Here is a 17,982-nt window from a genome sequence, read left to right as displayed (position 1 = left end):
GCAGTTTAGGTCGTTCCCGCCCTATTTGACCCGTTGGGTCACGGCGATGCAGACCAGGACCGCGCAGGCGGCCACCGGGGCGGCGGGCGACAGCCGCTCGCCGAGCAGCGCCACCGACCAGACCAGGGTCAGCAGCGGCTGGGCGAGCTGGAGCTGGCTGGCCCGCGGCGCGCCGATCTCGGCCATGCCCCGGTACCAGACGTACAGGCCGAGGAAGGTGGATCCGGCCGCCGCCCACACCAGGCCGGCCACCCCGTGGCCGGTGAGGTGCACCGGCTCGTACGCGAGCCCCAGCACGGAGCCGGCGAGGCTGAGCGGCAGGCACAGCACCAGCGCCCAGCCGATCACCTGCCAGCCGGGCAGCGTACGGGCGAGGCGGCCGCCCTCGGTGTACCCGGCGGCGCACACCAGCAGGGCGCCGAACAGGTAGGCGTCGCCGGCCGAGAGCGAACCGCCGCTCTGCGCCACGGTGAAGCCGAGGACCACGGCGGCCCCGGCCAGGGCCGCGGCCCAGAAGCGGCGGGAGGGCCGGGCCCCGGTGCGCAACGCGGACAGGGCGGCCGTGGTCAGCGGCAGCAGTCCGACGACCACGGCGGCGTGGGAGGTCGTGGAGGTCGTCAGCGCGAGGGTGGTGAGCAGGGGGAAGCCGACGACCACCCCGGCGGCGACGACGGCCAGCCCCGCCCAGTGCTCGCGCGCGGGCAGCGGGACCCGGCACGCCAGCAGGAAGGCGCCGGCGATGACGGCCGCGAGGGCGCTGCGCAGGGCCACCAGCGACCAGGGTCCGAAGCTCTCCAGCCCCCAGGCGGTGGAGGGGAAGGTCAGGGAGAAGGCGATCACGCCGAGCAGGGCGAGGGCGGTACCGCGGCGGCCGGACGCGCTGCTCGCCGGCGTGGAGCCCTTGGACGTGTGGCCCTTGGGCGTGTGGCCCTCGGACGTGTGCCCGGACGTGTGGCAGCCCCCGGGACTCTCGACCGCTATCGTCACCGGCGCGGTAGCGCTATTCTGTGCTGTCATGTACGAGCGTAGCAGTGTGGCGGAATTGGCCGACTCCCTGAGGTCCGAACTCAACCGCTACTCGGTGGGTGGAAAGCTCCCGTCGAGCCGGGCCCTGGTCGAGCGCTACCGGGTCAGCCCCGTCACCGTCTCCCGGGCCCTCGCCCAGCTCGCCGCCGAGGGCCTGGTCGTCACCCGGCCCGGCGCCGGGGTCTTCCGCGCCCGGCCGCGTACGTCGGCCCCCGCGCCCGGGGACACCTCCTGGCAGGAGGTCGCCCTCAGCGCGGAAGGGGCCGGGGAGGTCGTTCCGCGTTCCGTGGACGCCACCGGGGTGCTGACGACGCTGGCCGCGCAGCCGGCCGGGGTGATCGAGCTCAACAGCGGCTACCTGCACCCCTCCCTCCAGCCCGAGCGGGCCATGGCCGCCGCGCTGGCCCGGGCCGGGCGCCGGCCCGGGGCGTGGGGGAGGCCGCCCGTCGAGGGGCTGCCCGAGCTGCGCGACTGGTTCGCCCGGGAGATCGGCGGATCCGTCGGGGCCGCCGACGTGCTGGTCACCGCGGGCGGGCAGAGCGCGCTGTCCACCGCCCTGCGGGCGCTCGCCCCTCCCGGCGCGCCGATCCTGGTGGAGTCCCCGACCTACCCCGGGCTGCTGGCCATCGCCCGCGCCTCCGGCTGCCGGCCCGTGCCGGTCCCGGTGGACGCCGACGGGGTCCGGCCGGAGCTGCTCGCCGCCGCCTTCGAAGCGACCGGGGCACGGGTCTTCGTATGCCAGCCGCTGTTCCAGAACCCGACCGGGACGGTGCTGGCTCCCGGGCGGCGGGCCGAGGTGCTGCGGATCGCCCGGGCCGCCGGGGCCTTCGTGGTCGAGGACGACTACGCCCGCGCCCTGGCCCACGAGGACGCCGGGCCGCTGCCCGCGACACTGGCCGCCGAGGACGCGGACGGGGTGGTGGTGCACGTCCGGTCCCTGACCAAGGCCACCTCGCCCAGCCTGCGGGTCGGCGCCCTCGCCGCCCGGGGGCCGGTGGTGGACCGGCTGCGCGCCATCCAGGTCGTGGACAGCTTCTTCGTGCCCCGGCCGCTCCAGGAAGCCGCCCTGGAACTGGTCGGCGCACCCGCCTGGCCGCGCCACCTGCGGACCGTGGCCGCCGAACTCCGCCACCGGCGGGACGTGCTCGCGGGGGCCCTGCGGCGGGAGCTGCCCGGGCTGGAACTCCCGCACCTGCCCTCCGGCGGCTACCAGCTGTGGGTACGCCCGGCCGGCGGGGAGGACGACGCCGGCTTCACGGCGGCGGCCCTGCGCGCCGGGGTCGCGGTCGCGCCCGGCCGCCCGTACTTCTGCGCCGAACCGCCGGGTCCGTACGTACGGTTGAGCTTCGCCGGGGTTTCGGGCCCCGGTGAACTGGTGGAAGCGGTCCGGCGGCTGAAGGGCGGGCCGGCGGGCGGGTCCGCGAACGGCACGGCGGGCGGGTCCGCGGGCGGCCTCCGTCCAGACGCTTGACCCCGTGCGGCGCGCGGCTCACCATCGCCGCATGCATGTTCGGGTTTCGCTCGTCGCCGCAGCCCGCAGTTCCTCGCTGCTCGCCGAGCGCTTCGACGACGACCGGCCGCTGGACGGCCCCGGCTGGCGGTCGGTCGAGTGCGCCGCCCGGGGCCTCGTACCGCTGGGCGCGGCCGAGCTGCGCTACTGCTCGCCAACCCCGCGCAGCCGGGCCACCGGCGAGGCCCTCGGGTACGCGCCGCTCGCCCAGCCCGCGCTGCGCGAGTGCGACATGGGCCGCTGGCGGGGGCTGACCCTCGCCGAGGTGACCGCCCACGAACCGGGGGCGGTGGACCTCTGGCTCACCGACCCGCGCGCCGCCCCGCACGGCGGGGAGTCACTGCTCGCCTTCATCTCCCGGATCGGCGGCTGGCTGGACACCCGGCCCGCCGACGACGGGGGCGAGATCGTGGCGGTGGCGGAGCCCTCCGTGGTCCGGGCCGCCCTGGTGTACGCGCTGCAGGCGCCGCCGCTGACCTACTGGAACGTGGACGTGCGGCCGCTCTCCACGATCACCCTGACAGGCTGGTCGGGGCGGTGGCACCTCTCCCTGCAGGCCCCGGTGTAAATCGGTTGAGACCCGCCCGGCCCCCTCTTAGCCTGCGACGATGACCGGAATAGTGATCACCACGCTCGCGGAGCGGCCCGAACTGGCGGCCCGGCTCTGGGACATGAAGGACTCGTGGCCCGAGTTCGCCCAGCACGACGCGCTGGCCTGGCTGCTGTATCCGCGGATGGTGGCGGAGTTCCCGGAGTACGTCCTGATCGCCACGGACGGCGACGCGGTGGTCGCCCGGGGCTTCAGTGTGCCCTTCGCGCAGCACGCGCCGGGCCGCGACGGGGTGCTGCCGGCGCAGGGCTGGGACCGGATCCTGATGTGGGCCTTCTCCGACCTGCGGCGCGGGATCGAGCCCGACACGGTGAGCGCGATCGAGATCAGCGTCGCCACCGACCGGCAGGGCGAGGGCCTGTCCGGCCTGATGCTGGCCGCGATGCGGGACAACGCCCGCGCCCGCGGCTTCGCCGAGGCGGTCGCCCCGGTCCGGCCCAGCGGAAAGCCGGCCGAGCCGGACACCTCGATCCACGAGTACGCGTACCGCACCCGCGCGGACGGCCTCCCGCACGACCCCTGGCTGCGCGTCCACGTCCGCGCGGGCGGCGCCGTCGACTCGGTGGCCCCGCTCTCGATGACGATCACCGGCTCCCTCGCGCAGTGGCGCGAGTGGACGGGCCTGCCCTTCGACACGCCCGGCCCGGTCCACGTCCCGGGCGCCCTCGCCCCGGTCCACTGCGACCCGGAACAGGGCTACGCGGTCTACGTGGAGCCGAACGTCTGGGTCCGCCACCCGCTCGGCTAGTTCCGATGCGACCGAGCGCTCCAGTTGGCCGAGCGGGCCGACCGGAGCGCTCAGTCATGTCCGGGTGAGACTGAGCAGCCGATCTGGCGGACTGAGCACATGACCTGGCGGAGCTGGGCAGGCAGATTTTGCCGGTCAGGGCGTTGTAGCCGGCCGTGTGTCCGTTCTCGTTGAAGACAGTCATCGATGGCCTGCTGACCGGTGGTCCCGTCACCGCTGTTGTCGCCGACGACCATTGCGATGTGGGACATGAGGGTGGTGTCTGTGGCGCCATGCCAGTGCGCAACCGCGTTGACAGCGAACCCGGTCGTTTCTACGGGATGGTGAGCAGGATGCGGCCGTGGCCACCGCCGGCGTCGACGTGGTCGTGGGCCTTGGCGATGTCGTCCAGCGGGTAGCGGTCGCGGACGTCGACGGTGAGGGCGCCGACGGCGGCTGCGGAGGTGAGGTCGCGGGCGGCCTGACGCTTGGCCTCGGCAGGGAAGTCGTCGCTGCCGAGCAGCCGCAGGGTGACGTTGTTGAACAGCAGGGGCCAGAAGGGGATCTCGGTGCGGTCCGCGCGGGTGGCGTAGGCGGCGATGACGGCCTCGTTGGCGGCGACGGCGTTGTCGAGGTCGGCGTTCTCGGACAGCGCGACCTCGACGATGCGGTCGACGCCCCGCGGCGCGTACGAGCGGATGGCCGCTGCGGCGTCGCCGGTGTCCAGGGCGACGGCGTGGGCGACGACGGCCGGGTCGACGTGGTCGAGGTCCGTGGTTCGGCGGACGGTGGCGATCACGGTGGCGCCAGCCCAGTGGGCGAGCTGGGCGGCCAGTGAGCCGACGCCGCCGAGAACTCCGTGGACCAGGACCAGCTGGCCATCGACCGGGCCGTCGGCGAAGACGGTGCGGTGGGCGGTGATACCGGGGATGCCGAGGCTCGCGCCCAGCTCGTCGCTGAGGTGGTCGGGTAGCGGGACGGCCAGATCCGCAGGGACGACGGTGTACTGGGCGGCCGTGCCGAAGGGGCGGTAGGACTGGGCCCCGTACACCCAGACTCGTTGCCCGACGCGGCGGGCGTCGACTCCGGCGCCCACGGTGTCGATGACTCCGGCGGCGTCGCTGTGCGGGATCACTCGCGGGTAGGGCATGGACGAGCCGAGCCAGCCGCGCCGCTTCTTGGTGTCGCCGGGGTTGACGCCCGAGACGGTGACGCGGACGCGGACCTCGCGGGGGCCGGGGATGGGATCAGGGAGTTCGCCGACGTGCAGGACATCGGCGGCGGGTCCCTGGTCGTCGTACCAGGAAGCAAGCATGGAGAAACCTCCGTGGACATTCAGCTCGCGGGAGCGGCGGGCGCATGCGGATCGCTGTCGTTGCATCCGGTGTCGAATGCGGGCGGTTCCTCCCCGAGGGTCTCGCGCAGCCAGGTCCGTTCGGCGCGGCTGGTGGCGCGGGCGGTGAGCAGCATGCCGCGCCGGTAGGGGTCGGCGATCTCTTCGGCACGCAGGGGCCGGTCGTTGTCGTAGAAGAAGCTCGCCGGTTCTTCCAGGAACTCCAGCCGTCTGCGCAGCACTGCGTGCTGTTCGGCCACGTCGGGCAGGTGGGAGAGGAATGTCAGGACGATGTAGAACCGGGTGAAGTCGGTGATCTCGTGGTCGGCGGGCTTGCGCAGGCGCTGAAGCATGTCGGCCCGTCCGGCCGGGGTCAGGCTGAGCACGTACCGGGCCGCCCCCGCGGCCGGGTCGGCGCGCCGCTCGATCAAGCTCGCCTTGGTCAGACGATTGATCGCCGGATACAGGCTGCCGTCGCTGACCGGCCGCGTGTAGCCGGTCAGCTGTGAGACGCGGCGGCGCAGCTCGTGTCCGGGCAGGGGTCCCTCGGCGAGGAAGCCGAGTATCGCGAGTTCGAGCATGGGTCCATCCTCGCACGCCTACATCGAATCGATGTAAACATCGATTCGATGTTAAGGTCCCAGGTGTCCACCCATCGTCTTTGGAGAGGCACAGCAAGATGCCGGCGCAGTCCAGCGAGTCAGTGATGAACCGCTTCGTCGAGTTCATCAACACGGGCGACGAGGGTCTCGCTCGCGAGGTCATTTCTCCGGACGCGGTGTTCCACGCACCCAGCCACCCGGAACCGCTGCGGGGGCCCGAGGGGTACATGGAAGTCCTCGGGATGATGCGCAGCGCCTTCCCGGACGTCCAGTGGACGCTGGAGGAGACGGTCACCGAAGGCGACACGGTCGCCGCGCGGTTCACCATGCGGGGAACCCACGACGGTGAATTCTTCGGGATCCCGGCGACCGGCAACAAGATTTCGGTGCAGGCCATGAACTTCTACTATCTGGCCGACGGCCGGATCGTCGGCGAACGGGGGCAGCCCGACCTCCTCGGGGTGATGCAGCAGATCGGTGCCGTACCGGGGCCGTGAGCCCAGTCGCGCTGGGTACCTTTTCGCGCGCTCCGGCACAGCGGAGCCATCTCTCACTGGCGTGGCTGCACGTGAAGACCGCGCAGTGGAGCGACGGGGGCCGCTACCCTGCCCGCCATCCGAGCTGATCAGACCCGCCAGGTCAGATGCTCAGCCGCCAGATCGGCTGCACAGTCACACGGGAGCGATCGGCCCGGCCTCCGAGCTTTGCATAAACGTGCGTCGGTACGTATAGTCATGCCATCGATGAGGAGGGTCCGATGGTGGTACGTGTAGCGGTGGCCGGAGCGAGTGGATACGCGGGCGGTGAAGTCCTGCGCCTGCTGCTCGCGCACCCCGAGGTGGAGATCGGCGCGCTGACCGGCAACTCCAACGCCGGGCAGCTCTTCGGCTCCCTGCAGCCGCACCTCGTGCCGCTCGCCGGGCGGACCCTGGAGGAGACCAGCCCCGCGGTCCTCGCCGGCCACGATGTCGTGTTCCTCGCGCTCCCGCACGGCCAGTCCGCCGCCGTCGCCGCCCAGCTCGGCGACGACGTCCTCGTCGTCGACATGGGCGCCGACCACCGGCTCAAGGATTCGGCCGACTGGGACGCGTTCTACGGCGCCCCGCACGCCGGGACCTGGCCGTACGGGCTCCCCGAGCTGCCCGGCGGGCGGGCCGCGCTGGAGGGGACCAAGCGCATCGCCGTCCCCGGCTGCTTCCCCACCGCCGTCTCCCTCGCGCTCTTCCCGGCCTACCAGGCCCAGCTCGCCGAGCCCGAGGCCGTGATCGTCGCCGCCACCGGCACCTCGGGCGCGGGCAAGGCGCTCAAGACGCACCTGCTCGGCGCCGAGGTCATGGGCAGCGTCACCCCGTACGGAGTGGGCGGCGGCCACCGGCACACGCCCGAGATGGTGCAGAACCTGTCCCCGCTCGCGGGCACCAAGGTGAGCGTGTCGTTCACACCGACCCTCGTACCCATGGCCCGGGGCATCCTCGCCACCTGCTCCGCCAAGGCCCTCCCCGGCACCACCGCCGAGTCCCTGCGCGCCGCCTACGAGAAGGCGTACGCCGACGAGCCCTTCGTGCAGCTGCTGCCCGAGGGCCGGTGGCCGTCCACCAAGTCCGTCCACGGATCCAACGCCGTTCACCTCCAGGTCGCCCATGACGAGTCCGCACAGCGGATCATCGCCATCAGCGCCATCGACAACCTGACCAAGGGCACCGCCGGCGGCGCGGTACAGAGCATGAACATCGCCCTCGGGCTCCACGAGAGCCTGGGGCTTTCCACGATCGGAGTGGCACCGTGAGCGTCACGGCAGCACAGGGATTCACCGCGGCCGGCATCGCCGCCGGGATCAAGGCGAACGGCAACCCGGACCTCGCCCTGGTGGTCAACAACGGGCCGCGGCTGGCCGCCGCGGGCGTCTTCACCTCCAACCGCGTCAAGGCCGCGCCCGTGCACTGGTCCGAGCAGGTCCTGCGCGGCGCCACGGTCAGCGCGGTCGTCCTGAACTCCGGCGGCGCCAACGCCTGCACCGGCCCCAAGGGCTTCCAGGACACCCACGCCACCGCCGAGAAGGCGGCGGACGCCTTGAACCGGCAGGGTCTCGGCCAGGACTTCAACGCCGGCGAGATCGCCGTCGCGTCCACCGGCCTGATCGGCGTCCTGCTCCCCATGGACAAGCTGCTCCCCGGCATCGAGACCGCCGTGGCCGCCCTGTCAGAGGACGGCGGCGAAGACGCGGCCGTCGCCATCAAGACCACCGACACCGTGCACAAGACGGCCACCCTCTCCCAGGGAGGCTGGACCGTCGGCGGCATGGCCAAGGGCGCGGGCATGCTCGCCCCCGGCCTGGCCACGATGCTCGTCGTCCTCACCACCGACGCCGACCTGGACAGCGCCACCCTCGACCGGGCCCTGCGCTCCGCCACCCGCACCACCTTCGACCGGGTCGACTCCGACGGCTGCATGTCCACCAACGACACGGTGCTGCTGCTGGCGTCCGGCGCCTCCGGCGAGGTGCCCGCGTACGAGGAGTTCGCCGAGGCCGTACGCACCGTCTGCGACGACCTGGCCCGCCAGCTGATCGGCGACGCCGAGGGCGCCAGCAAGGACATCCGCATCGAGGTGATCGGCGCGGCCAGCGAGGACGACGCGGTCGAGGTCGGCCGGTCCATCGCCCGGAACAACCTGCTCAAGTGCGCCATCCACGGCGAGGACCCGAACTGGGGCCGGGTGCTCTCCGCCATCGGCACCACCAGGGCCGCCTTCGACCCGGACCGGCTCAACGTCGCCATCAACGACGTCTGGGTCTGCAGGAACGGCTCGGTCGGCGAGGACCGCGACCTCGTTTCGATGAAGGACCGCGAGGTCCGCATTACTGCGGACCTCGCGACCGGAAGTGCTGCAGCGACCATTTGGGCCAACGACCTCACGGCCGAGTACGTCCACGAGAACAGCGCGTACAGCTCTTGACGTGCTCGCTCACGGCGAGTCTCACCGTCGCCGGTGAGGCTTCCTGTTTCATCGGCGACTGCCGCATCGGACGTGTCCGAGCCGGTCTGACATCGCCTCCGCAGGCCAACACCGCCCGCCCGGCGGCTGGTCAAAGCCTCTAGGAATACGTGGATGAGCGTCAATCACTCACATGAGGGAACCCCCTCAACCCGCAAGCACACGGCTCTCCCAAAGGCAGAGATCCTCATCGAAGCCCTGCCCTGGCTCACCCGGCACAACGGCAAGGTCGTCGTCATCAAGTTCGGCGGCAACGCCATGATCGACGAAGACCTCAAGGCCGCCTTCGCCCAGGACGTGGTCTTCCTGCGCCAGGCGGGCCTCAAGCCCGTCGTGGTGCACGGCGGCGGCCCCCAGATCAACGCCCAGCTCGACAAGCAGGGCCTGGTCAGCGAGTTCAAGGCCGGTCTGCGCGTGACGACCCCGGAGGCCATGGACGTCGTACGGATGGTCCTGGCGGGCCAGGTCCAGCGTGAGCTGGTCGGGCTCCTCAACCAGCACGGACCGCTCGCCGTCGGCCTGACCGGCGAGGACGCCCACACCATCACCGCCACCAAGCACAGCCCGGAGATCGACGGCGAGCTCGTCGACATCGGGCGGGTCGGCGAGATCACCGCCATCGACACCGGTGCGATCGAGGCGCTGCTGGCCGACGGCCGGATCCCGGTCATCTCCTCCATCGCGCGCAGCGCCGACGACCACCACGTGTACAACGTGAACGCCGACACGGCGGCCGCGGCGCTGGCCGCCGCGCTCGGCGCCGAGACGCTGATGGTCCTCACCGACGTCGAGGGCCTCTACGCGGACTGGCCCAACAGCGACGAGGTCATCAGCCGGCTCACCGTCAGCGAGCTGGAGAAGCTGCTGCCCGAGCTGTCCAGCGGCATGGTGCCCAAGATGCAGGGCTGCCTGCACGCCGTCCGCGGCGGCGTCAGTACCGCCCGGGTGATCGACGGACGGGTCCAGCACTCGATCCTGCTGGAAATCTTCACCGACGAGGGAATCGGCACGATGGTCGTGCCCGACGAGCAGCAAGGGGGAGCACAGTGACCGGCGATCAGAAGACCGGCAATCAGGGGTACGGCGCCCGCTGGCAGGCCGCGCTGACCGACAACTACGGCACCCCGTCGCTGGCCCTCGTACGCGGCGAGGGCGCCCAGGTCTGGGACGCGGACGGCAAGCAGTACACCGACTTCGTCGGCGGCATCGCGGTCAACGCCCTCGGCCACGCCCACCCGGCGATCGTCGCGGCCGTGACCGGCCAGATCTCGACCCTGGGCCACGTCTCCAACCTCTACGCCTCCGAGCCCGTCCTCGCGCTCGGCGAGCGGCTGCTCCAGCTCTTCGGCCGCCCCGGCAAGGTCTTCTTCTGCAACTCCGGCGCCGAGGCGGTGGAAGCCGCCTTCAAGATCGGCCGGCTGACCGGCCGGACCCACATGGTCGCCACCACGGGCGGCTTCCACGGCCGGACCATGGGCGCCCTCGCGCTCACCGGCCAGCCGAAGAAGCAGGACCCCTTCCGGCCGCTGCCCGGTGACGTCACGCACGTCCCCTACGGCGACGTCGAGGCCCTGCGCGCCGCCGTCACCGAGGAGACCGCGCTCGTCGTCATCGAGCCGATCCAGGGCGAGAACGGTGTCGTCGTGCCGCCCGCCGGATACCTGACGTCCGCCCGCGAGATCACCCGCGCCACCGGCACCCTCCTCGTCCTCGACGAGGTGCAGACCGGCATCGGCCGGTGCGGCCAGTGGTTCGAGCACCAGGCCCACGAGGGCGTCGAACCCGACCTCGTCACCCTCGCCAAGGGGCTGGGCGGCGGTCTGCCCATCGGCGCCGTCGCCGCCTTCGGCCCGGCCGCGGACCTGCTCCAGCCCGGCCAGCACGGCACCACCTTCGGCGGGAACCCGGTCGCCTGCGCCGCGGGCCTCGCCGTCATCGACACCATCGCCACCGAGGGCCTGCTCGACCAGGTCAAGGCGCGCGGCGAGCGGCTGCGCTCCGGAATCGAGTCTTCCGGGCATCCGCTGGTCTCCCACGTCCGTGGTGCGGGCCTTCTGCTGGGTATCGTGCTGACCGAGCCCCTCGCACCCCAGGTGCAGCAGGCGGCTCAGGACGCCGGCTACCTGGTCAACGCGCCCGCCCCCGACGTCGTACGGCTCATGCCCCCGTACGTCCTCTCCGAGGCCGAGGCGGACGCGTTCCTCCGGGACCTGCCCGGCATCCTCGACGCAGCCAACGGGGACGGATCCGGAGAATGAGACGACGATGAGTCAGGCGCAGGAGAACGAGCACGGGGGAGGCCAGGCCGTCCCGCAGACCCGCACCGCCCGCCACCGCCGGATCGTGGACATCCTCAACCGGCAGCCGGTCCGCTCCCAGAGCCAGCTGGCCAAGCTGCTCGCCGACGACGGGCTGAGCGTCACCCAGGCGACGCTCTCCCGCGACCTCGACGAGCTGGGCGCGGTGAAGATCCGCAACACCGGCGGCGAGCTGATCTACGCGGTGCCCAGCGAGGGCGGCTTCCGCACCCCGCAGGCCCCGCTCGGCGAGTCCGCGAAGGAGGAGCGCATGCGGCGCCTCTCCGGGGAGCTGCTGATCTCGGCGGAGGCTTCCGCGAACCTCGTCGTCCTGCGCACCCCGCCGGGGGCGGCCCAGTTCCTCGCCTCCGCGATCGACCAGGCCGAACTCCGGGAGATCCTGGGCACGATCGCGGGCGACGACACCCTGATGCTGATCAGCCGCGACCCGGCGGGCGGCCAGGCCCTGGCGGACCATCTGCTGCGCCTGGCCCAGAAGGAGAGCTGAGCCGCTCCAGCCCTCCCCCCCCAGGTACGCGGGCGCCGGAAATCCGATGTCGGAGCCGGTGCCCGCGGACGTAGCCTCGGGGCGTGTTCCCACTCGTCCTCGCCGTCTGGGCGTGCACCGTGGCCGCCGCCGTGTACGCGGGCATCGGCCTGCGCCGACGGCGCCGGACCCGGCTGGGCCGGGAGATCACGGCCCGGGTGGCCGGGCTCGACCTCGACCCGTACTTCGCGGCCATGATCCTGCGGGAGGGGACCGAGGCGGCGGCCGCCGAACTGCTTCTGGGCGGGTACGTCCGCATGGACGCCGAGGGCCTGGTCCGTCCGACGGAAGAGGGCCCGGACCGGGCCCGGACGCCCGCGCACCCGCTGCCCGCCGCCCTGCTCGACGCGGTGCGCCGCTACCGGGACACGCCGGGGTCGTTCCGCTGGATCGACCGCCACGACACCGAGTACGGCGAGCGCAGCCTCGCCTTCTGGTACGACCGGTTCGCCCTGCTGCCCCCGGTGACCCGGATGCCGAAGGAGAAGGACCGGCCGTTGCTGGGATGCCTCACCCTCCTGGTCGTCGTACTGCAAGCCGAGGCTAGTAGCGGGTGACGGCCAGCGCCCCGGACTCCGTGCCGATCGCGATGTGCGGCCTGCGGCGGGGGTTGGCCCAGCGCAGGATCGCGCGCATGGCCCGCTCCGGCACGGACACACAACCCGCCGTGGCACCCTTGCCGTTGACGTGCAGGAAGATGCCCGCGCCCCGGCCGCGTACCGGCCGCTCGTAGTTGAAGCCGATGAGCAGCGCGTGCGCGTACTGCTTCTCGTACGTCACCAGGTGCTCCGCCTCGCCCGGCGCGCAGTCCGCCGGCAGCGGCTCCACCCAGCGGTTGTAGCTGGCGGACGCGTTGTCCTGGCACCACCACGAACGGTCCGTCACCCGCCGGTAGCGGTACTCCGTCCCGGCCGGTGCGCGGCGGATCCCGAAGGCGTACGGGAGCTCGTACAGGCCCGCCGGCGTCGTGCTGGTGCCCTGGGTGCGGGTCGCGCCCTCGGTCAGGCCGTTCGCGCCGAATCGCGCCTCGGCGCTGCCGGCCTCGAACCAGCGCCCCGCCCGCCGGTCCCACCAGGTCACCCGTCCCGTCGTGGATCCGGGTGCGGGCGCGACGGCGGTGATCAGCTGGCTGCCGCCGCCCGTCTCGGTGAGACGGGCAGGCAGCGGCGCGGACCCGTACGGGCCGGGCGGAAGCAGGGTGGTGACGATCAGTGAGCCCGTGACGAGAGCGGTACGCAGCACATGTCAGACGGTACGGGGCGGAAGGGGCAGCGGCAGCGCAGGCAGGCCGTCGAGGCTCGACCCGATGAAGTCCTTCTTCTCGCAGTACTCCGCGAACTCCTCGTCCGTCTTGCGGCCGAAGTACTCCGCGTGGAGGGTGCGCTCGCCCTGGTACTCCATCAAGGGGACGGCGTACCCGCACACATCGGCGATCCGGCGGGCTCGCACGACGATGACCGCCCGGGCGGACGGCCCGTCGGCCTCGCCGAACAGCGCGATCAGCTCACCCCAGCGGGGGTCGTCGCGGAAGACCGCCTCGCCCTCGCCGTGGATGCGCACGATGTTCGGCGGACCGGAGAACGCGCACCACATCAGGGTGATCCGGCCGTTCTCGCGGACGTGGGCGATGGTCTCGGCGCCGCTGCCGCCGAAGTCGAGGTACGCGAGCGTCCGGTCGTCGATGACGACGAGGGTCCCGGCGCGGCCCTTGGGGGACAGGTTGACGTGGCCGTCACCCGCGAGCGGGGCGGTGGCGGTGAAGAAGACCGGCTGCTCCTCGATGAACGTGCGCAGCCGGCCGTCTATGCGTTCGAATTGCTTTCCCATGCGCCGATTATCGGCCCGGACGGCCGGCCCGGGCCGCGCCTTTCATGTCCCGAGACCCAGCCGGTCGTAGCGCAGGGCCAGTTGGTAGTCGTCGAAGAGGTACGCGGACCGCTCCAGCAGGGCGCCCAGCTCGGCCGCCTCCGCCTGCCTCGCCAGCAGAGTGCGCTGCCACTCCCACGCCCGTACGGTGCCCTCGGCGAGCTCGCGCAGACCGGGATCCCGTACGTCCAGCAGGCTGAGCGCGGCCCGCAGCGCGGCGACGCCGCCCTGGGCCCTCAGCAGGTGGAACGCGGCCCGGCGGGTGTGGGTCGGCCGGTCGGGGGCGACGCGCGCGGTCAGCCAGTCGGCGGGCAGCGGCCCCGCTGTGGCGCGCAGGCTCCGGGAGACCTCGCGGGCCACTCCCGGCCACGGGTCGTCGAGCAGCGATCGCAACAGCTGCTCGTCGTCCGCGTCCAACAGCCGCAGCCCGGCGACGGCGGCCGCCCGCACCGCGCCGGCGGGGTGCCCCAGCAGGGCGCGCAGCAGCGGCCCGTCCTCGCGGCGGGCGCACTCGGCGAAGCCGGTGACCGCGTACGGGGTCACCCGGCCCGGGTCGGCGACCAGCTCGCGGCAGCGGGCGTATGGGTCGCCGCCGTCCTGGCGGACCAGCCAGCGGGCACAGGCCCGGACCAGCCCGGAGCAGTCGGTGAGGTACTCCCCGGCCTCGGCGGCCCGGCCGGCCCCGCGCAGGGCGGTGACCCCGCTGGCGCGGACCATCGGGATGTGGGCGCCGAGCAGGGAGTCGACCGCCCGGTCGTCCGGCCCGTCGACGGCCATGGCGGCGAGCGCGGCGTCCGCCCACATCCGGGCGGTCGGCGGATCCAGCTCGGCGGCGGCCTGCCGGGCGAGTTCCCGTACGCCGAACTGCCCGCTCTCCAGTGCTACCCGCGCGGCGAACCGCCGGGTCGGCAGGTCCGCGCTCTCACGCAGCTCGGCTTGCACGGGCCGGCCGCGCATCGCCTCGGGGAGCAGCGCCAGGGCCCAGGCGCCGTGCTCGCGGCGGCCCAGCCGCAGGAGGAGCGGCGTCAGCCGGCGCAGGGTGCCCGCGGGGTCGGCGGTCAGTGCCGCGTGCAGCACGCGCCGGGCCTGTTCCCGTACGGCCGGAACCCAGTCGGTGCAGCGGATCGCGACGAGTTCGGGCACCGGGTCCGGCGCCCGGAGCGCGCCCTCGCGGACATGGCCGTCGGGGTGGCACAGCGCCACCACGTGCAGGCCTTCCACGTGCCGGCCGTCGTACGCGGTTCCGTACCGCCAGCGATGGATATCGCGCACCCCCTGGTCGAAGGCGATCCACGTGTCCGCCACGCCCTCGGGGAGCGGCACCGGTGTGTGACCGGGATCCCCGCCGTCCAGCAGGCGCTCGGCGATCTCGCGCCCCGCCCATATCGCCCGTTCCCGCCTCGCGCTCATGCGGCCACCCCCTGTTGTCCTTACCGCTGAGGGTAGGCAACCGCGTGGCCGTCACGCCTCCGATATTTCCGCTGGTCAGGCCGCACGGCGAGGGTTGATTGACGAAACATACGGAGCAGTGCATAGTTATGCCTGTCGTTGATTGCACCGTAAGGAGAAGCCCGTGGCCGAGCGCGTCGTACTCGCCTATTCAGGCGGCCTGGACACCTCCGTCGCCATCGGCTGGATCGCCGAGGAGACGGGCGCCGAGGTCATCGCGGTCGCCGTGGACGTCGGTCAGGGCGGCGAGGACCTGGACGTCATCCGCAAGCGCGCCCTCGCCTGCGGTGCCGTCGAGGCCGAGGTCGCGGACGCCAAGGACGAGTTCGCCGACGAGTACTGCCTCCCGGCGATCAAGGCGAACGCCCTCTACATGGACCGCTACCCGCTGGTCTCGGCGCTCTCCCGGCCGGCGATCGTCAAGCACCTGGTCGCCGCCGCGAAGAAGCACAACGCCTCGATCGTCGCCCACGGCTGCACCGGCAAGGGCAACGACCAGGTCCGCTTCGAGGCCGGCATCGCCGCCCTCGGCCCCGACCTCACGTGCATCGCCCCGGTCCGCGACTACGCCATGACCCGGGACAAGGCGATCGCCTTCGCCGAGAAGGCCGACCTGCCGATCGCGACGACCAAGAAGTCCCCGTACTCCATCGACCAGAACGTCTTCGGGCGCGCCGTCGAGACGGGCTTCCTGGAGGACATCTGGAACGCGCCGATCGAGGACATCTACGAGTACACCTCGAACCCGGCCGTCCCGCGCGAGGCCGACGAGGTCGTCATCTCCTTCGAGGCCGGCGTCCCGGTCGCCATCGACGGCAGGCCCGTCACCGTGCTCCAGGCCATCCAGCAGCTCAACGAGCGCGCCGGAGCCCAGGGCATCGGCCGGATCGACATCGTCGAGGACCGCCTCGTCGGCATCAAGTCCCGTGAGGTGTACGAGGCCCCGGGCGCGATCGCGCTGATCACCGCCCACCAGGAGCTGGAGAACGTCACCGTCGAGCGCGAGCTGGCCCGCTACAAGCGGCAGGTCGAGCAGCGCTGGGGCGAGCTGGTCTACGACGGCCTGTGGTTCTCCCCGCTGAAGCGGGCGCTGGACGGCTTCATCAACGAGGCCAACCAGCACGTCACCGGTGACATCCGGATGACCCTGCACGGCGGCCGCGCCGTCGTCACCGGCCGGAAGTCGGCCGAGTCGCTGTACGACTTCAACCTGGCGACCTACGACTCGGGCGACACCTTCGACCAGTCCAAGGCCCAGGGCTTCATCGAGATCTTCGGTCTCTCCTCGAAGATCGCGGCCCGCCGCGACCTCGGCTGAGCCGTACAGCGCAGTACCAACGCGCAGTAACGACACGCAGTAGAACGGACGGCCTCCCCGTTACCTCCGCGGCGGGGAGGCCGTTGCACACCCGAAGCCATGCAGTCTTGAGGAGCAGTAGCTGTGAGCAGCAACAACGGTGACGTCCGGCTCTGGGGCGGGCGCTTCGCCGACGGCCCGGCCGAGGCCCTCGCGAAGCTGTCCGCGTCGGTCCACTTCGACTGGCGCCTCGCGCCGTACGACATCGCGGGCTCCCGCGCCCACGCCCGCGTGCTGCACAAGGCCGGGCTGCTCACCGCCGAAGAGCTGGAGCGCATGGTTGCCGGCCTCGACCAGCTCGAAGCCGATGTGGCCGACGGCTCCTTCACCGGCACCATCGCCGACGAGGACGTGCACACCGCCCTGGAACGCGGCCTGCTGGAGCGGCTCGGCGCCGACCTCGGCGGCAAGCTGCGGGCCGGCCGGTCCCGCAACGACCAGGTGGCCACGCTCTTCCGGATGTACCTGCGCGACCACGCCCGGATCGTCGGCGGCCTGATCGCGGACCTCCAGGACGCGCTGGTCGGCCTCGCCGAGAGCCACGCGGACGTGGCGATGCCCGGCCGGACCCACCTCCAGCACGCGCAGCCGGTGCTCTTCGCGCACCACGTACTGGCCCACGTGCAGTCCCTGTCCCGGGACGCGGAGCGGCTGCGGCAGTGGGACACCCGGACCGCGGTGTCCCCGTACGGCTCGGGCGCGCTGGCCGGCTCCTCGCTGGGCCTGGACCCGGAGGCGGTCGCCGCCGACCTGGGCTTCGAGCGGGGCTCGGTCGGCAACTCGATCGACGGCACGGCCTCGCGCGACTTCGTCGCCGAGTTCGCCTTCATCACCGCGATGATCGGGATCAACCTCTCCCGGATCGCGGAGGAGATCATCATCTGGAACACGAAGGAGTTCTCCTTCGTGACGCTGCACGACGCCTTCTCGACCGGGTCGTCGATCATGCCGCAGAAGAAGAACCCGGACATCGCGGAGCTGGCGCGCGGCAAGTCGGGCCGTCTCATCGGCAACCTGACCGGCCTGCTGGCCACCCTCAAGGCGCTGCCGCTGGCGTACAACCGGGACCTCCAGGAGGACAAGGAGCCGGTCTTCGACTCCTGCGACACCCTTGAGGTCCTGCTGCCGGCCTTCACCGGGATGATGGCCACCCTCACGGTCAACCGCGAGCGGATGGAGGAGCTGGCTCCGGCGGGCTTCTCGCTCGCCACCGACATCGCGGAGTGGCTGGTCAAGCAGGGCGTGCCGTTCCGGGTGGCACACGAGGTGGCCGGCGAGTGCGTCAAGGTCTGCGAGGTGCTCGGGATCGAGCTCGACGAGCTGACGGACGAGCAGTTCACGAAGATCTCGGAGCACCTGACCCCCGAGGTCCGGACCGTCCTGAACGTCAAGGGCGCCCTGGCCTCGCGCAACGGCCGCGGCGGCACCGCCCCGTCGGCGGTCGCCGTCCAGCTGACCGAGCTGAAGGCGGACCTGGTCATCCAGCACGCCTGGGCGGCCCACAAGCAGTAGCCGCCGTGCCCGGAGGGGCGGGGGGGGGGCCCGGGGCCCCCCCCCCCCCCCCGCCGGGGGGGGGGGCGGGCGCCCGGGGGGGGGGGGCCCCCCCCCCCCCCCGCGGGGCCCGGCCCCCCCCCCCCCCCCCCCCCCCCCGCCCCCCCCCCCCC

General features: G+C 72.6%; 18 protein-coding genes. 12 read left to right on the top strand and 6 right to left on the bottom strand.

Going from position 1 to position 17,982, the window contains the following annotated elements:
* Positions 1–21 precede the first annotated feature (21 nt).
* The gene (locus ACGFYQ_RS14740) at positions 22–1,017 is read right to left on the bottom strand and encodes a DMT family transporter (protein WP_393743695.1); all 996 of its coding nucleotides are present in this window, start codon (positions 1,015–1,017) and stop codon (positions 22–24) included.
* Here ACGFYQ_RS14740 and ACGFYQ_RS14735 point away from each other — a divergent pair.
* From ACGFYQ_RS14735 to ACGFYQ_RS14725, 3 genes are read left to right on the top strand one after another with little or no spacing between them, the layout of a single operon-like run.
* Positions 1,016–2,497 carry a PLP-dependent aminotransferase family protein gene (locus ACGFYQ_RS14735; protein WP_393743693.1) on the top strand — a complete coding sequence of 494 codons (1,482 nt, stop codon included), beginning with the start codon at positions 1,016–1,018 and terminating at the stop codon, positions 2,495–2,497. The two genes, ACGFYQ_RS14740 and ACGFYQ_RS14735, sit on opposite strands and share 2 nt — an antisense overlap.
* A gap of 31 nt (positions 2,498–2,528) precedes the next feature.
* Positions 2,529–3,104: a histidine phosphatase family protein gene (locus ACGFYQ_RS14730; protein ID WP_393743691.1), complete on the top strand. Its 576-nt coding sequence runs from the start codon at positions 2,529–2,531 to the stop codon at positions 3,102–3,104.
* A 40-nt stretch (positions 3,105–3,144) separates the two neighbouring features.
* Entirely contained in the window at positions 3,145–3,894 is a 750-nt protein-coding gene (locus ACGFYQ_RS14725) for an N-acetyltransferase (protein WP_393743689.1), read from the top strand.
* A 313-nt stretch (positions 3,895–4,207) separates the two neighbouring features.
* Here ACGFYQ_RS14725 and ACGFYQ_RS14720 read toward each other — a convergent pair whose 3' ends face one another.
* Both ACGFYQ_RS14720 and ACGFYQ_RS14715 read right to left on the bottom strand, forming a co-directional pair.
* Positions 4,208–5,188, bottom strand: a complete 981-nt coding sequence (locus tag ACGFYQ_RS14720; RefSeq protein ID WP_393743687.1) for an NADPH:quinone reductase — start codon at positions 5,186–5,188, stop codon at positions 4,208–4,210.
* A 20-nt stretch (positions 5,189–5,208) separates the two neighbouring features.
* The gene (locus tag ACGFYQ_RS14715) at positions 5,209–5,787 is read right to left on the bottom strand and encodes a PadR family transcriptional regulator (RefSeq protein ID WP_393743685.1); all 579 of its coding nucleotides are present in this window, start codon (positions 5,785–5,787) and stop codon (positions 5,209–5,211) included.
* A gap of 125 nt (positions 5,788–5,912) precedes the next feature.
* On the opposite strand from ACGFYQ_RS14715, the gene ACGFYQ_RS14710 reads away from it, so the two are divergent.
* From ACGFYQ_RS14710 to ACGFYQ_RS14680, 7 genes are all read left to right on the top strand, one after another.
* Entirely contained in the window at positions 5,913–6,305 is a 393-nt protein-coding gene (locus tag ACGFYQ_RS14710) for an ester cyclase (protein WP_393743683.1), read from the top strand.
* 260 nt (positions 6,306–6,565) lie between these two features.
* The gene (gene argC, locus ACGFYQ_RS14705) at positions 6,566–7,594 is read left to right on the top strand and encodes an N-acetyl-gamma-glutamyl-phosphate reductase (RefSeq protein ID WP_393743681.1); all 1,029 of its coding nucleotides are present in this window, start codon (positions 6,566–6,568) and stop codon (positions 7,592–7,594) included.
* A complete protein-coding gene (gene argJ / locus ACGFYQ_RS14700; protein ID WP_393743679.1) occupies positions 7,591–8,763 on the top strand; it encodes a bifunctional glutamate N-acetyltransferase/amino-acid acetyltransferase ArgJ in 1,173 nt (390 codons plus the stop codon). The genes argC and argJ overlap by 4 nt, the downstream gene beginning before the upstream one ends.
* 153 nt (positions 8,764–8,916) lie before the next feature.
* Positions 8,917–9,852, top strand: a complete 936-nt coding sequence (argB, locus tag ACGFYQ_RS14695) for an acetylglutamate kinase (protein ID WP_393743677.1) — start codon at positions 8,917–8,919, stop codon at positions 9,850–9,852.
* Positions 9,849–11,060 carry an acetylornithine transaminase gene (locus ACGFYQ_RS14690; protein ID WP_393743675.1) on the top strand — a complete coding sequence of 404 codons (1,212 nt, stop codon included), beginning with the start codon at positions 9,849–9,851 and terminating at the stop codon, positions 11,058–11,060. Before argB ends, ACGFYQ_RS14690 begins: the two co-directional genes overlap by 4 nt.
* Positions 11,061–11,067: 7 nt before the next feature.
* Positions 11,068–11,607: an arginine repressor gene (locus ACGFYQ_RS14685; RefSeq protein WP_393743673.1), complete on the top strand. Its 540-nt coding sequence runs from the start codon at positions 11,068–11,070 to the stop codon at positions 11,605–11,607.
* A gap of 83 nt (positions 11,608–11,690) precedes the next feature.
* Entirely contained in the window at positions 11,691–12,203 is a 513-nt protein-coding gene (locus ACGFYQ_RS14680) for a hypothetical protein (protein WP_393743671.1), read from the top strand.
* Here the strand turns inward: ACGFYQ_RS14680 and ACGFYQ_RS14675 are convergent.
* Genes ACGFYQ_RS14675 through ACGFYQ_RS14665 form a run of 3 tightly spaced genes read right to left on the bottom strand, consistent with a single transcriptional unit; the run spans position 12,190 to position 14,922 of the window.
* Positions 12,190–12,885 carry a L,D-transpeptidase gene (locus ACGFYQ_RS14675; protein ID WP_393744041.1) on the bottom strand — a complete coding sequence of 232 codons (696 nt, stop codon included), beginning with the start codon at positions 12,883–12,885 and terminating at the stop codon, positions 12,190–12,192. The genes ACGFYQ_RS14680 and ACGFYQ_RS14675 overlap by 14 nt on opposite strands.
* A gap of 6 nt (positions 12,886–12,891) precedes the next feature.
* Positions 12,892–13,473 (bottom strand): pyridoxamine 5'-phosphate oxidase family protein, encoded by a 582-nt coding sequence (locus tag ACGFYQ_RS14670; RefSeq protein WP_393743669.1) that lies wholly within the window; start codon positions 13,471–13,473, stop codon positions 12,892–12,894.
* 42 nt (positions 13,474–13,515) lie between these two features.
* A complete protein-coding gene (locus ACGFYQ_RS14665; RefSeq protein ID WP_393743667.1) occupies positions 13,516–14,922 on the bottom strand; it encodes a hypothetical protein in 1,407 nt (468 codons plus the stop codon).
* 163 nt (positions 14,923–15,085) lie between these two features.
* Between ACGFYQ_RS14665 and ACGFYQ_RS14660 the strand changes: the two genes are divergently transcribed.
* Together ACGFYQ_RS14660 and argH are read left to right on the top strand one after the other, a co-directional pair.
* Positions 15,086–16,279: an argininosuccinate synthase gene (locus tag ACGFYQ_RS14660; protein WP_393743665.1), complete on the top strand. Its 1,194-nt coding sequence runs from the start codon at positions 15,086–15,088 to the stop codon at positions 16,277–16,279.
* A gap of 123 nt (positions 16,280–16,402) precedes the next feature.
* Positions 16,403–17,830, top strand: coding sequence for an argininosuccinate lyase (argH, locus tag ACGFYQ_RS14655; RefSeq protein ID WP_393743663.1), 1,428 nt, complete (start codon positions 16,403–16,405; stop codon positions 17,828–17,830).
* Positions 17,831–17,982 lie beyond the last annotated feature (152 nt).

Origin of the sequence: Streptomyces sp. NPDC048258 (genome assembly GCF_043201995.1) — a bacterium.
Taxonomy (GTDB): Bacteria; Actinomycetota; Actinomycetes; order Streptomycetales; family Streptomycetaceae; genus Streptomyces.
This window is presented reverse-complemented; position numbering and strand designations above follow the sequence as displayed.